Annotated in this window: 14 protein-coding genes; 6 read left to right on the plus strand and 8 right to left on the minus strand. The window is 55.1% G+C overall.

The annotated features are described in order from the left end of the window. Positions 1–2 precede the first annotated feature (2 nt). From ruvB to ruvC, 3 genes are read right to left on the minus strand one after another with little or no spacing between them, the layout of a single operon-like run. Positions 3–1,019, minus strand: coding sequence for a Holliday junction branch migration DNA helicase RuvB (gene ruvB / locus NIG5292_RS11260; protein WP_048599633.1), 1,017 nt, complete (start codon positions 1,017–1,019; stop codon positions 3–5). Positions 1,020–1,028: 9 nt separating this feature from the next. Next, the gene (ruvA, locus tag NIG5292_RS11265; protein ID WP_048599634.1) at positions 1,029–1,703 is read right to left on the minus strand and encodes a Holliday junction branch migration protein RuvA; all 675 of its coding nucleotides are present in this window, start codon (positions 1,701–1,703) and stop codon (positions 1,029–1,031) included. Then, complete coding sequence (gene ruvC, locus NIG5292_RS11270; RefSeq protein WP_048599635.1) at positions 1,700–2,218, minus strand: crossover junction endodeoxyribonuclease RuvC; 519 nt, start codon at positions 2,216–2,218, stop codon at positions 1,700–1,702. The genes ruvA and ruvC overlap by 4 nt, the downstream gene beginning before the upstream one ends. A gap of 367 nt (positions 2,219–2,585) precedes the next feature. Here ruvC and NIG5292_RS11275 point away from each other — a divergent pair, with 367 nt between their 5' ends. Next, on the plus strand, positions 2,586–2,777 hold the full coding sequence (locus tag NIG5292_RS11275; RefSeq protein WP_048599636.1) for a DUF1127 domain-containing protein: 192 nt from the start codon (positions 2,586–2,588) through the stop codon (positions 2,775–2,777). A gap of 89 nt (positions 2,778–2,866) precedes the next feature. On the opposite strand, the gene NIG5292_RS11280 is transcribed toward NIG5292_RS11275, so the two are convergent. The 3 genes from NIG5292_RS11280 to truA all read right to left on the minus strand — a co-directional run bounded on the left by NIG5292_RS11280 (position 2,867) and on the right by truA (position 4,976). Further along, positions 2,867–3,202, minus strand: a complete 336-nt coding sequence (locus NIG5292_RS11280; RefSeq protein WP_048599637.1) for a hypothetical protein — start codon at positions 3,200–3,202, stop codon at positions 2,867–2,869. An 85-nt stretch (positions 3,203–3,287) separates the two neighbouring features. Further along, positions 3,288–4,157 (minus strand): 50S ribosomal protein L11 methyltransferase, encoded by an 870-nt coding sequence (locus tag NIG5292_RS11285; RefSeq protein WP_048599638.1) that lies wholly within the window; start codon positions 4,155–4,157, stop codon positions 3,288–3,290. Between the two features lie 51 nt (positions 4,158–4,208). Further along, positions 4,209–4,976, minus strand: coding sequence for a tRNA pseudouridine(38-40) synthase TruA (gene truA / locus NIG5292_RS11290; protein WP_048599639.1), 768 nt, complete (start codon positions 4,974–4,976; stop codon positions 4,209–4,211). 322 nt (positions 4,977–5,298) lie between these two features. On the opposite strand from truA, the gene ileS reads away from it, so the two are divergent. The 5 genes from ileS to NIG5292_RS11315 all read left to right on the plus strand — a co-directional run bounded on the left by ileS (position 5,299) and on the right by NIG5292_RS11315 (position 12,258). Beyond that, positions 5,299–8,178, plus strand: a complete 2,880-nt coding sequence (gene ileS, locus NIG5292_RS11295; RefSeq protein ID WP_048599640.1) for an isoleucine--tRNA ligase — start codon at positions 5,299–5,301, stop codon at positions 8,176–8,178. Between the two features lie 173 nt (positions 8,179–8,351). After that, positions 8,352–9,332 (plus strand): ABC transporter permease, encoded by a 981-nt coding sequence (locus NIG5292_RS11300; RefSeq protein ID WP_048599641.1) that lies wholly within the window; start codon positions 8,352–8,354, stop codon positions 9,330–9,332. Positions 9,333–9,334: 2 nt separating this feature from the next. Next, the gene (locus tag NIG5292_RS11305; RefSeq protein ID WP_048599642.1) at positions 9,335–10,279 is read left to right on the plus strand and encodes an ABC transporter permease; all 945 of its coding nucleotides are present in this window, start codon (positions 9,335–9,337) and stop codon (positions 10,277–10,279) included. Positions 10,280–10,315: 36 nt separating this feature from the next. Continuing rightward, the gene (locus NIG5292_RS11310; RefSeq protein WP_048599643.1) at positions 10,316–11,296 is read left to right on the plus strand and encodes an ABC transporter ATP-binding protein; all 981 of its coding nucleotides are present in this window, start codon (positions 10,316–10,318) and stop codon (positions 11,294–11,296) included. Then, positions 11,296–12,258 carry an ABC transporter ATP-binding protein gene (locus tag NIG5292_RS11315; RefSeq protein WP_048599644.1) on the plus strand — a complete coding sequence of 321 codons (963 nt, stop codon included), beginning with the start codon at positions 11,296–11,298 and terminating at the stop codon, positions 12,256–12,258. The genes NIG5292_RS11310 and NIG5292_RS11315 overlap by 1 nt, the downstream gene beginning before the upstream one ends. Positions 12,259–12,266: 8 nt before the next feature. Here the strand turns inward: NIG5292_RS11315 and NIG5292_RS11320 are convergent, their stop codons facing one another. Then, a complete protein-coding gene (locus NIG5292_RS11320; protein ID WP_048599645.1) occupies positions 12,267–12,902 on the minus strand; it encodes an ATP-binding cassette domain-containing protein in 636 nt (211 codons plus the stop codon). 27 nt (positions 12,903–12,929) lie between these two features. Beyond that, positions 12,930–14,573, minus strand: coding sequence for an ABC transporter permease (locus NIG5292_RS11325; RefSeq protein WP_233488220.1), 1,644 nt, complete (start codon positions 14,571–14,573; stop codon positions 12,930–12,932). Between the last annotated feature and the right edge of the window lie 59 nt (positions 14,574–14,632).

Here is a 14,632-nt window from a genome sequence, read left to right on the forward strand (position 1 = left end):
CGTTATTCAAAAAGGCCGCCCTGTTTCTTGGGTGCGGCCAGCCCCAAATGATCCCATGCCTTTTGCGCCAACATCCGGCCGCGTGGCGTGCGCTGTATCAAGCCTTGCTGCAGCAGGTAAGGCTCAATCACTTCTTCAAGCGCATCACGGCTTTCAGACAAAGCGGCAGCCATTGTCTCAATGCCAACGGGCCCACCCTGATAATTCTCCGCAACAAGGCTGAGATACCTACGGTCCGCGCCATCAAGGCCCAACTTATCAACGCCCAAACGGGTCAACGCATTATCCGCAAGGGCACGGCTGATCTGGCCGTTGCCTTCCACAAGCGCAAAGTCCACGACACGGCGCAGCAATCTGCCCGCGATGCGCGGAGTGCCGCGCGCACGTTTTGCAATTTCGCGAATGCCTTCATCATCTGCAGTAACGCCCAAAAGCCGCGCACCGCGGGCGACGATCTCATGCAGCTCATCGGTGGTGTAAAACTGTAGCCGCGTTGGAATGCCAAAGCGGTCACGTAGCGGCGTTGTCAAAAGACCAAGACGGGTGGTCGCTCCAACAAGCGTAAAGGGCTGCAATTCAATCCGCACGGTGCGCGCGGCAGGGCCTTCGCCAATCACCAGATCAAGTTCAAAATCCTCAAGCGCAGGGTAGAGCACCTCTTCAACAACGGGGTTCAGTCGGTGAATTTCATCGATGAACAGCACATCGCGTGCTTCAAGGTTTGTCAAAATCGCTGCCAGATCGCCCGCTTTGGCCAGTACAGGCCCAGATGTCATACGAAAATTCACCCCAAGCTCACGGGCCATTATTTGTGCAAGGGTCGTTTTGCCCAAACCCGGTGGGCCGTGAAACAATGTGTGATCCATCGCCTGTTCACGTTGACGCGCAGACTGGATGAAAACCTTGAGGTTTGCGCGGGCCTCTGCTTGACCAATAAACTCATCAAGACCTTGCGGGCGCAATGCGCGATCATTGTCTTCGGCAAGCCGCTCGGGGCGCAATGTGGGATCACTTTCCATGGGCCTTCCTTAGCCCTTCGGCGCCAGAAGTTTCAACGCCGCTTTGATCAACTCACCTGTATCTTGCGCACCTTGATCGCTGGCTTGTGCCACGGCCGACGCCGCGTCTTGGGGCGCGTAGCCCAAATTACCAAGTGCAGAGAGGGCCTCGGACTGGGTCGACATACTGGCTACTTGCGGCGCGCTTTGTGTGCCTGCGTCATCACCGTCATCAATCACGTCATCTGCAACTGCTGCTGTCTGACCAAGCGCGTCATGCACGCTGCCGCCCATCGCCATAATGGCCGGGGCTTTGTCTTTCAGATCAATCACAACTTTCTGCGCCGTCTTAGGGCCAATTCCCTTGGCGGCTTTCACGCTGTTCCAATCCCCCATGGCAATAGCACGGCTAAGCCCCGCTTCGCCAAGTGTACCCATAATCGCCATGGCAGCTTTTGCGCCAACCCCTTGGACAGACATCAAAAGCCGGTGCCACTCTTTTTCGGCAAGCGTGGTAAACCCGAAAAGTTGCAGCAGATCCTCGCGCACCAAAAGGTCCGTATAAAGTGCGGCGGCCTCACCGACATTGGGCATCGAGGCAAGCGTACGCTCGTTACAATACACAACGTATCCGACCCCACCGACCATGAGCATAACGTGATCTGTACTGCGGTATTCCAGACGTCCTTGAAGTTTGCCAATCATCCCGCGACCCTCATTTCTTGTGCCTTCAGAGCTTTTTCCAACCCCGTGCCAACCCCGCGTTGATGGGCGTGACAAATGGCGATTGCCAAGGCATCAGCGGCATCCGGTCCGTCAAACACCACACCGGGCAGCTGCATTTTGACCATGTGCTGTACTTGTTCTTTGGCGGCGTGCCCCACACCAACAACAGTCTTTTTGACCGCATTGGGGGCGTATTCACCAATTGTAAGGCCCGCCTGTGCCGGCACCAGCATCGCGATTCCCCGCGCCTGCCCAAGCTTCAACGTGGCGACACCGTCTTTGTTGACAAACGTCTGCTCAACCGCTGCTGCATCGGGGGCGTGCTGTGCGATCACATCACTCAGCCCAGTGTGAAGCGCCAAAAGGCGCGCGCCCAAATCACCGGTTTTCGTTTTGATGATGCCATTTGCGACATGACGCAGACGCGGGCCCACCATTTCGATGACCCCCCATCCCATATTGGCCAAGCCTGGATCGATTCCCAGTATCCGCATAGTCGCCTGCCTGCTGTTATATTTATGCGTTTCAGCAGTAGCACGAAACGCGAACATTTGCCAAACAGAAACAAATATCGGCGTATTTCGCGAATTGTTACAAAACAGCCAAGGTTTTCGTGATCTGCGGCATCCTGAACACCTGTGGATAATTTTGCCTAAATACGACATTTCAGGTGCAAATCGGGGCAGGTTTGACCTGCAAATAGCCCAATAACGACAGGCTATTTGTCCATTTTCGACATATGCAGTCCGATCATAGCTGCATTGCAGAAATACTCACTATCCGGAAATATCGTTCCCGCCTAAATGGGCGCCATCACGCACCCATAAACGCATAATTTTTGCGCAGTAAAGGAATACGATCATGGCCGTTATCGAAACATCCCGCTTCGCACCCGCAGCAAGCACATTCACAGTTGCCGCTCCGTTCATTGCGACTTTCGCGAAAGTGAAGTCTTGGAATGATGTGCGCCAGACACGCAAAGCGCTCAAGCAGCTGTCTGCACGTGAATTGGAAGATGTCGGCCTGACATATGCAGACGTAGACGCGCTCTAAACCCTCAGGCGTGTCTCGAGCAAAAGCCGCACAGCCCTTGGGCCGTGCGGCTTTTTTTAGCGTGCTGGCTACAGAAATAGGGGCCGTTTCTAGACGAACGCCTGCAGGTATCGAGCGATCCAGATGGTCAGGCTATCCGCTTGCATCATCCACGCTGCAAAGCCCCCCAAACCACCGGATGATTGTAAGTCCTCAACGCGTTCAACATACGCCGCAGGACCGTTTGTTGTGTAAGCAAACGCCTTAAATAGCCAAAACGCAGCAGCGGCCAAAAGCACCAAGTGCCACGGAAAACCGCCACGCGCCGGAGCGCGGCCCAGTACCATACCATCGTGATTTACAGACTGTGTACGATAATACCCTGCACGTCGCTGCTGCTTGGCCAATCGCTTCATTTTGGACTTAAACTTTTGCCGATCAGACATACCGTTGCCCTCAGTTACTCATTCGTTACTGAGGATCTTGTTAACACAATTTTAAGATAATTGCTCTGTTTTTCTTACGGCAAAGTTAACTGCGGCTCAGCGTGAGGGTGGTCCAGTCACCGATACTGCTGCGTTTGCGCAGCTCAAAACCCGCGCTGCTGTAGCACGTCTGTACCTCATCGGCTTGCTCATTCAAAATACCCGACAAAATGATATGCCCGCCCTGCGCACATGCGCCAGCCATATCATCCGCAAGCATCAACAGCGGCCCCTTGAGGATATTGGCAAAAATCAAATCAAACGGCGCGGCACCTTTTAAGGTCGGGTGATCAAAACCAGCCGCCTCAACACAGGTGATCCGCCCATCCAGATCGTTGGCCTTTGCGTTGGCAAGCGCCACTTCTACCGCGACCTCATCAATATCGCTGGCCAGAACTGTTTGTGGCCATACTTTTGCAGCCGCCATCGCCAACACAGCCGTTCCGCAGCCAATGTCAGCAACGTTCTGGCCAACAAAACCCAATTCAATCAACTCATCAAGAGCAATCAAACACCCGAGCGTCGTGCCGTGGTGCCCCGTCCCAAAGGCCATTGCGGCCTCAATCAACAACGGGATTTTACCCTCAGGCAAGCTGTCCGCGTCATGGCTGCCATAGACCACAAAGCGGCCCGCCTCGACGGGCGGCAACTCGCGGCGCACATGAGCAACCCAGTCGGTTTCGGGCACCTCAGAGACAACAAAATCCTTCGCTCCGTTCATGGCCGCCAAAAGCGCAAGGCCGGCGGCATCAGGTGCTTCGATGAAATACCCACCCACTTCCCAAACGCCCGAACCGTCTTCGACCTCAAAAACACCCACGCCTGTGGGCTCTGGCGTCAGCGTTTCAAGCGCCTCGCCCAAAGCTTCGGCCTGTGCTTTGTTGTTCAACGTGGTTAACGCGGTCCATGTCATCATCGGTTTGATCTCCTTTTGGGCGCGCAAATGGCAAGCCGCAGTGTTTTGATTTTATTCGAAAGGGTCGTCTTCATAGCCTACGCCCGCAAGATACAGCCCGTGCGGTGCGCTTACCGGACCGCAAGCAGACCGCGCGCATGCCTCAAGCCTGCGTTTGACATCAGATGGTTCAAGATGCCCCGCGCCGACACGTTCAAGTGTGCCGACAAAGCTGCGGACTTGATTATGCAGGAACGACCGCGCGCGCACATCAAAGCGAAACTCGGCACCGCCCGGGTACGGATGTTCGCTTACATCTAAACGGTCGAGCGTTTTGAACGGCGTCAGACCTTGGCAAATAGACGAACGGAACGTGGTGAAATCATGATAGCCCAGCAAATGCTTGGCCCCCTCTTGCATGGCTTCCAGCGACAAAGGCGGCTTTACCTGCCAGACCAGTCCCGCTTCGTGAACAATCGGCGCGCGGCGCGATACCATTCTGAAAATATAGCGCCGCTCGACAGCGGAAAACCGTGCGTGAAACGCCTCGGTCACTTTTGCGCAGCCGATGATGGCAATGGGGTTCGGTTTCAGATGATAATTGATCGCCTCAGACAGCCGAAACGTGTCCCAATCACGCTCCATGTCCACATGGGCCACTTGCGCCCACGCATGAACGCCCGCATCGGTACGGCCAGCGGCGGCAATCTCATGGGCGCTACCGGCGACTTTACCGATGGCCTGCTCAATCATGCCCTGCACCGACGGCAAATCAACCTGTCGCTGCCAGCCGTGATAAGGCGCGCCGTTGTACTCGATTTTTAAGGCATATCTGTGCATGAACTCCAGTTAGCCCCAGATCACCCCCGTTGCAATCACTGCGCAATCACCACACCAATTTGACGCCCGATTGAGTATTAAACGTCTTTGCGCACTTATACTGGCTGCTGCGGTCACTAGTTACCACCAAAGTATCACCGCCCACATAGTTTACAGCCACAAGGCCTACCCCTATAAGCACCCCATGATGTTTCAATCACTGCACATTATTCGAATTATATCCCCGGCGCTCTGACCTTATGAGCCGCCGGGCCAAGGCGTTCGAGACCCTCACGCCGCTCTCGCTATTCTATTGAAAATATGACGAAAAAGGACGCTCGATATGTGCGCCGAAACACCCGACTATAAAACCACACTCAACCTGCCCCGCACAGATTTCCCAATGCGCGCAGGTCTGCCCAAGCGTGAGCCTGAATGGCTTGCACGATGGGAAGAACTGGACGTCTATGGCCAGCTGCGCCAAAAATCTGGACGCAAGCCCTTCACGCTTCATGACGGCCCTCCTTATGCAAACGGTCATTTGCACATCGGCCACGCGCTGAACAAAATCCTAAAAGACATGGTCGTTCGCTCCCAGCAGATGATGGGTCATGATGCCCGCTATATCCCAGGTTGGGACTGCCACGGCTTGCCGATCGAATGGAAAATCGAAGAGAAGTACCGCAAAAAAGGCCGCGATAAAGACGCAGTCGACGTGGTCGAATTCCGCCGTGAATGTCGCGACTTTGCCAAAGGCTGGGTCGACATCCAACGCGAAGAATTCAAGCGCCTTGGCATCACTGGTAATTGGGAAAATCCATACCTTACAATGGACTACCATGCCGAGCGCGTGATCGCGGAAGAATTCCAAACGTTCCTGATGAACGGCACACTTTATCAGGGTTCAAAGCCTGTGATGTGGTCGCCTGTGGAGAAGACAGCCCTTGCGGAAGCGGAAGTTGAGTACCACGACCGCCAGACAGATGCGATCTGGGTTCCTTTTGCAGTTAAGGGTCAGGCAGACACGTATGTGGTGATCTGGACGACGACCCCGTGGACCATCCCGCAAAACCGTGCGGTCTGTTTTAACGAAACAGTAAGCTATGGTGCGTATAAAGTGAATTCCACGCCAGATGAATGTTGGGCCAAGGCAGGTGCAACATATCTCTTTGCCGATGATCTTGCTGAAAGCGCATTTTCCGCAGCACGCCTTGATGCTGAAATGTACACCCGTGTCGGGGATGTAAGCGCCGCCGAGCTTACTGAGCTGACCCTAAACCACCCGCTTCACGGTGCTGACGGCGCCGATGGGGAATGGGATTTCGACGTACCGATGCTGGCCGGTGATCACGTCACTGCCGACGCGGGCACAGGCTTTGTTCACACCGCCCCCAGCCACGGTGACGACGACTATCAAATCGGCCTGAAACACGGTCTTCCAATGACGTTCAACATCTTGGACGACAGTTCTTACCGCGCTGATCTGCCGTTCTTCGGCGGTGAGGTCATCCTGCGCCCTAACGGAAAACCGGGCAAAGCGAACCAGAAAGTCATCGAAAAACTGGTCGAGGTTGGCGGATTGCTAGCCCGCGCGCGGATCACGATCAGTGACGCGCATTCATGGCGTTCCAAAGCACCTGTCATCCGTTTGAACCGCCCTCAGTGGTTTGCCGCGATCGACAAAGCCTGTGATGACGGGATGGACACACACGGCAAAACCATCCGTGAGCGCGCCCTGACCAGCATCGATGAGTTGGTGACATGGACGCCACAAACGGGCCGCAACCGTCTTTACTCCATGATCGAAGCGCGCCCCGACTGGGTGTTGTCACGTCAACGCGCGTGGGGCGTACCTCTGACCTGCTTTGTCAAAACAGGCGCGAAACACGACGATCCAGACTACCTGCTGCGTAATGCTGACGTGAACGCACGCATCCTGGAAGCTTTCGAAGCTGAGGGCGCTGATGCGTGGTACAAAGACGGTGCGAAAGAGTGGTTCCTGAGTGGCATCGTGAACCCTGATGACTACACCCAAGTGATGGATATCCTTGACGTATGGTTTGACAGCGGTTCAACCCACGCCTTTACCCTGCGCGACCGTGAAGACGGTTCTGAAGATGGCTTGGCCGATCTCTACCTTGAGGGCACTGACCAACACCGCGGCTGGTTCCACTCATCCATGCTTCAGGCATGTGGCACCAAAGGACGCGCGCCCTATCGTGGCGTGCTGACACATGGCTTCACGCTTGATGAAAAAGGCATGAAAATGTCCAAATCCATCGGCAATACAATCGCGCCGGAAGAGGTTACAAAACAATACGGTGCGGACATATTGCGTCTTTGGGTCGCCCAGTCTGATTACACCGCCGACCTGCGCATCGGGCCAGAAATCCTGAAAAACGTGGCCGATAGCTACCGCCGCTTGCGCAATACAATGCGCTTTATGCTGGGCAGCCTCGCGGACTTTGATGCGGCAAAAACCGTAGCGCCCCAAAACATGCCCGAGCTGGAACGCCTCATGCTGCACAAGATCGCCGTGTTGGATGAAACTGTGCGCAACGGCTACGCAAAATACGATTTCCAAGGTGTGTTCCGTGCCATCTTCGATTTTGCGACGCTTGATCTGTCATCGTTCTACTTCGACATCCGCAAAGACGCGCTTTATTGCGACGATGACACAAACCGCCGGCTTTCTGCATTGACCGTGCTGGATATCTTGTATGGCCGCCTCACAACGTGGCTTGCGCCGATCTTGACCTTCACAATGGAAGAAGTCTGGCTTGAGCGAAACGGGGCTGAGACGAGTGTCCACCTTGTTGACTTCGTGCAAACTCCAGCCGAATGGCGCAATGACGCGCTGGCTGCAAAGCTCGACAAAATCCGCGCAATCCGCCGCGTCGTAACAGGTGCGTTGGAAGGTGAGCGGACGGCAAAAGTCATTGGCTCCTCGCTTGAAGCTGCGCCAACGGTCTATTTGTCGCCAGAGCTATTTGCCCTGATCGATGCGGATAACTTTGCAGACCTGTGCATCACCAGCCAAATCACGGTCGTCGAAGGCGCAGGCCCTGCGGGCGCGTTCGCCCTTGATGACGTAGCAGGCGTCGCCGTGAGCTTTGCAAAAGCAGACGGCGAAAAATGCGCCCGCTGTTGGAAGGTGCTGCCAGACGTTGGAAGCCACAAGCACGACGGCGTTTGCAGCCGCTGTGCCAGCGCGCTTTCATAAATCGATACCGTCAAAATTTTGCGCGTGGGTCTTTGGGCCTGCGCGCATTTTTTATGACACACGCATTTCCCCGCAAATGACGCTTAATAAAAATGTAGTTGCCGCGACGTGAATACCGCCAAAACACACACTCGGCTCTTGACCCCGCGGGCTACAAAAGCAACTGTGATCCAATGTTAGCATACTCTCTCCGCCGCCTATTTCAGTCCTTCATTGTCTTGCTCGTTGTGGGGCTTGTCGCCTTTTCGATGTTCCGCTTTGTAGGCGACCCGATTGACAGTTTGTTGGGCCAGGAACGCACCCAAAGCGATATTGAGCGGTTGCGCGGAGAGTTGGGCCTCGATGACCCGTTTGTTGTCCAATATGGCGCGTTTTTGGGCCGTGCTGTACAGGGGGATTTCGGGCTGAGTTACCGCCAAGCCCGCCCTGTAGCCGAAATCATCGCCGAACGCGCACCTGCCACCCTTGAGCTTGCCTTGGTGTCTGCCGGATTTGCGATGTTTTTTGGTGTTGTCCTCGGCATTTTCACCGCCATTAGGCGCGACGGTTTCGCCGCCAACGCCATCATGTCGGTCTCATTGATCGGGGTCAGTTTGCCCACATTTTTGATCGGCATTCTGCTGATCTATCTGTTTTCAGTTGAATTGGGGTGGCTGCCCAGCTTTGGGCGCGGTGACGTTGTTGATCTGGGCTGGTGGACGACTGGGTTTGCGACCGGATCAGGCCTTAAGGCGTTGATATTACCGTCCATTACACTTGGGCTTTATCAGATGACGTTGATCATGCGGCTGGTCAGGTCCGAGATGCTGGAAGTCCTTCGTGCGGATTACATCCGCTTTGCCCGCGCCCGTGGTATCCGCGAAAAATCAGTCAACTTCCGTCACGCCCTTAAGAACACATTGGTCCCCGTGATTACGGTCACAGGCCTGCAACTGGGCAGCATCATCGCCTTTGCAATCATCACTGAGACAGTGTTTCAGTGGCCCGGTGTTGGGTTGCTGTTTATTAACGCTATTCAGTTCGTCGATATCCCTGTGATGGCCGCTTATTTGATGCTTATTTCAGTGATGTTTGTGGCAATTAACCTCATCGTCGACCTGCTTTATTTTGCAATTGATCCGCGCCTGCGCGCCGACCGTTCGGGAGGACATTAATCATGGCTGATACAACGCCTGCTCCAAAGCCGCGCGGACGCCTTGCCCATTGGTGGGACGGCGATTTTGCCTATCAATTCCGCCGCTCGCCCGTTGCGATAATCTCTTTCACAGTTGTGATGTTGATGGTTTTGGCAGCGATTTTCGCGCCGTTGATCGCACCATACGACCCATTTGATCCGGCCTCCCTGAACCTGATGAACGGGTTTTCAAGCCCGATGGAGCCCAACGCGTTCACTGGCGAAACCTTTTGGCTGGGGACCGATGATCAGGGCCGCGATGTGTTCTCAACCATCCTTTATGGGCTTCGCATCTCGCTATTTGTCGGTGCAGCAGCGGTTGGGTTTGCAATGGTTTTAGGCATTACTCTGGGCCTTGTTGCCGCATACGTTGGAGGGTGGGTCGAGACCATCATCATGCGGATCGCTGACGTTCAACTGACCTTTCCGGCGATCTTGGTTGCCATGCTGATCTTTGGCGTCGCCAAGGGGATCACCCCCGTCGAGTACCGTGATCAAATGGCAATCTGGGTGCTGATTGTAGCGATTGGCTTGTCCGATTGGGTCCAATTTGCGCGTGTTGTGCGTGGTGCGACCCTTGTTGAGAAGAACAAAGAATATGTCCAAGCAGCCCGCTTAATTGGCCGCGGCTCCGGCGCAATCATGCTGCGCCACATCTTGCCAAACGTGCTGAGCCCTGTACTGGTAATCGCAACCATCTCACTTGCCTTGGCAATTATTGCCGAAGCAACCCTGTCATTTTTGGGCGTAGGCGCACCCCCGACGCAACCATCTCTTGGCACGCTTATCCGTATCGGTCAGGGCTTTTTGTTCTCGGGAGAATGGTGGATTTTGCTGTTTCCTGCTTGCACCCTTCTGGCCCTTGCGCTGGCTGTGAACTTGCTGGGCGATTGGTTGCGCGACGCCCTAAACCCAAAACTGCGCTAAGCCGCGACGTAACTGGTTAACCCCGAGGACCACCCCATGTCTGAAGCTGTCTTATCGATCCGCAATCTCACTGTCGAAATTCCGACACGGGGCGGTATTTTGCGGCCTGTTGATCAGATTAACTATGATATCAACCGCGGTGAAATTTTAGGAATTGTCGGCGAGTCCGGCGCCGGTAAATCAATGGCAGGTAATGCTGTGATTGGCCTGCTGAACCGTCCCGCAAAAATTACGGGCGGCGAGATTTGGCTGAACGGCACGCGCATTGATCAGCTTGAAGGCGAAGATATGCGTCGGTTGCGCGGCAAGCATATTGGCATGGTTTTTCAAGACCCGCTGACCTCACTTAACCCACTGTTGCGCATCGGCGATCAGCTAACTGAAACAATGCTCGAGCATCTGGACATCTCACGCGACAAGGCGCGCAAACGCGCGGCTGCGGCCTTGGATGAGGTGGGTATTCCCGCAGCGGCCCAACGCCTTGATAGCTATCCCCATGAATTTTCCGGTGGCATGCGTCAACGCGTTGTTATTGCTTTGGCGCTTTGCGCTGAACCGTCACTGATTATTGCGGATGAGCCGACGACAGCGCTTGATGTTTCGGTACAAGCGCAGATCATCGCCCTACTTAAACGGCTGTGTCGTGACCGTGGCACGGCTGTCATGCTGATCACGCACGACATGGGCGTCATAGCCGAAACCGCCGATCGCGTGGCCGTCATGTATGCGGGACGATTGGCCGAATTGGGCAACGTACGCGATGTGGTCACACACCCCGAACACCCCTACACAGACGGGCTAATGGGCTCCACGCCGCTGGCCAGCAAAGGCCTAAAGCGCCTGCGCCAAATTTCCGGTTCAATGCCGCGCCTGACCGCCATGCCCGAGGGCTGTGCTTTTCATCCGCGCTGTGAATTTGCCCAAGACATTTGCCGTGCAGAGCCGCGCCCAAAACTGAATGGTGGGCGGTCTGCCTGCCATTTTCCAATACAACAACCGGCTGAGGAAACAGCGTAATGGCGATGATCCAGGTCAAAAACCTCACCCGCATTTTCGACGTCTCAAAACCGTGGCTCAACCGCGTCATTGAGCGGCTTCCCAAAGCGATGCTCACCGCCGTGTCAGACGTTAGTTTTGATGTTGAGGAACGGACGGTTTATTCACTTGTTGGCGAAAGCGGTTCCGGCAAATCGACCATCGGCAAAATGGCCGTGGGCCTGTTGAAGCCAACGGATGGCAGCGTGTTGATCAACGACATCGACCTGAGCCGTGAGACAGACGGCGGCAAGCTTGATAAAGCGCGCAGTGACATCCAGATGATTTTTCAGGACCCGTACGCCTCCCTCAACCCGCGATGGCGTGTGCGTGAGATTATCAACGAACCTGTATCGGCCCGTGGCGGAAATGTTGTTGGCCTTGCAGAAAAGCTTCTTGAGCAAGTGGGCCTGTCGTCTCTGGACGCAGATAAGTTTCCCCATGAATTTTCCGGCGGCCAGCGGCAGCGCATTTGTATCGCCCGCGCTTTGGCCAGTGAACCAAAGCTGATTGTATGTGATGAGCCGACCAGTGCGCTGGACGTGTCAGTACAGGCGCAGGTGCTGAACCTGATGTCAGACCTGCAGGAAAATCTTGGTCTGACCTATTTGTTCATCAGTCACGATTTGACAGTGGTTCAGCACATCAGCGACAAAATTGGTGTGCTGTACTTGGGTCGTCTTGTGGAAGAAGCCACGCCGGATGAGCTGTTTGAGAACCCCAAGCACCCCTACAGCCAGATGCTTTTGGCAGCAGCCCCAAAGATGGATGGGTTTGGCCGCGAGATTGATCCGCCACAAGGTGAAATCCCTGACCCAATTAACCCGCCCACTGGCTGCGCGTTTCACCCGCGTTGTCCGATCGCTACGGCGAAATGTTCGGCTGAGCGTCCCGAAATGCGTGTGGTCAGAGGTGCGCGGGTGGCCTGCCATTTGGCAGAATAGGCGTAAGATTAGTCAGTTAAATAGAACACAGGGCCACCTGCTGCGTCAGCATCTGCTTGATCGTGGGTAACCATAATGACGGGCAGCTGACGCGCCCGCGCGGTATCAAACACAAGTGTCCGGATCTGATCACGGCGTTCCGTGTCGAGCCGTGAAAATGCTTCGTCCAGCAATAAAACACGCGGTTCCGACAATAGCATCCGCATCAACGCGACACGCGCTTTTTGCCCACCGGACAAGGTTTCTGGATCACGGTCGGCAAACCCCTCTAAGCCAATCTCTGTAAGAGCCTGATCAATGCGCGCGGGCCTATCGGCCCTCCGAACATCTGCGCTTAGCCCAAAGGCTAGGTTTTGCCCAACACTCATGTGTGGAAAGAGCAGATCATCCTGAAACAGAATGCCGACTTGCCGCTGATTAGAGGGCAAGGCGCATAGATCTGCACCATTCAGCAGCACCGCCCCTGTTGCCGTAAAATCAGACGGCAAAGTACCAATAATGTAGTTAAGCAAAGTCGACTTGCCCGCACCTGATGGCCCCATAACAGATAGCACTTCACCCGCGGCAACCATCTGGTCAATTGCGATTAATTCATGCCCATCTTTGGAAATACGAATATTATCAAGGTGCAGTTCGTGGCTCATTTAATGTGTCCTTTGCGGGCATAGAAATTAGGCATCAGACAGCCCCCGACGGTTACGCCAAATGATCTGAGGCAGCAAAAGTGCCGCTGCGAAAGGCAGGATCGCGGCAACAGTTTGGGCCAAGCCATAGACCCCAATCGCGCGGCGGTCGCCCCCCGCGGCAAGGGCGACGGCTTCGGTTGTTAAGGTCGGCAGCCGGCCACCCCCGACCAAAAGTGTGGGCAGGTACTGACCGACGGAAGCCGCAAACCCAACGGCCACAGCAGTCAAGACAGGCGCCAGTAACATGGGCAAGCGCACCCGCCAAAGGACGCCGTTTGCAGAACGACCCAAGGCGGCGGCAATCGTGCCGAACCGCACATCCCAAGCCCGAAACGGATCCGACAAGGACAGAAAAACATAAGGCAGCACAAAGACCAAATGCGCCAGAACCACAGGGACAAATCCGCTTTTCAAACCAGCAGACAGCATCAGCGTCTGAAGGCCCGGCAAGAACGCGGTCTGCGGCACCATGAGAGGTAGATAGAGCAAAAACACACCTCGCTCTGACATGGTGAAGTCAAAGCGGCACTCAGCCTCTAAACATCCCAGCGTCAACAAAACCGCGATGAATGTCGCACAAAGTGCGATCAGCAATGTGGTTATACCGGTATCAAAAATGTTGCCCCAGTGCCGTGACCATGAACGCACACTTAGGCTGTCAGGCAGTACGTCTGGGTATGACCAAAGCCCTGCAACACTCCATACCCCTAATGAGACAAGCCCCAAAAGAACGCCTGTGCAAACCAGTACGCCTGCCCCAAGGCCAACGATCCGCAAAGCATTATCACCGAAACTTCGCGTTCCGCGCATCACCCACTTGGCACCCAATATGCCAACCACAATCTCGCCGCCGCGCCACAAGATCAGGCTGCCAATAACCAGGAGAAGCTGAACCAATGCTGCTGCGGCCGCCTCAAGTCGCATCGCCAAATCCGGGTCAGACATCCATTTGACGATTTGAACAGACAAAGTCGGCGGCGTGTTCGGACCCAGCACGATAGCCACGTCAACAGTCGACATCGAATAAGCCAGAACAACATAAACCGGTAACCTGATCTGCGCGTAGACCCGTGGAAAAACTGTTTTAAGCCAGCCGGTTACACGCCCATACCCCAACGCGGCGGCGATTGTGGCACTTGATTTTGCGTTGACTTGTCCCAGGGCTGCCAAGCTCATCAGCAGCAAAAATGGTACCTCTTTGGCAACGAGGCCAACCACCATCGCAAGGCCCCAGTGGTCCTGAACGATGAGCACATCTGGCGGACGCTCCCAACCTGTCAGCCATGGTGAAAAGGCACGCGCCACCCATCCCGATGGCGTGATCAGAAACGCAATACCAAACGCCGCGGCCGCGTGTGGGACCGAAAGTAACGGGGACAGCAAACACCGGATTACGTTAAACGCCCGCGTGCCGTGCCACCCCGCAATGATCAAAACTGTGATCAAAAGCGACAGAGACGTTGCCAAAAATCCCGTTGTCACACTCAGCATCACTGCATGTGGAAAGCCGCCCCAGCGAAACAAATCCACAAATGGAGCCACTGTCCATTCTGTCATATTGGCCGCTGGCAAATACCCAAACGCGGGCGCGATGGTGCCAAGTAATCCGGCCACGACGGGGCCAAGCATGGCAAGAACCGTCAGCAACGGCAGCCATCTTATGCTGATCCCGCGACGCATATTTAGAA

Source organism: Nereida ignava, assembly GCF_001049735.1.
Taxonomy (GTDB): domain Bacteria; phylum Pseudomonadota; class Alphaproteobacteria; order Rhodobacterales; family Rhodobacteraceae; genus Nereida; species Nereida ignava.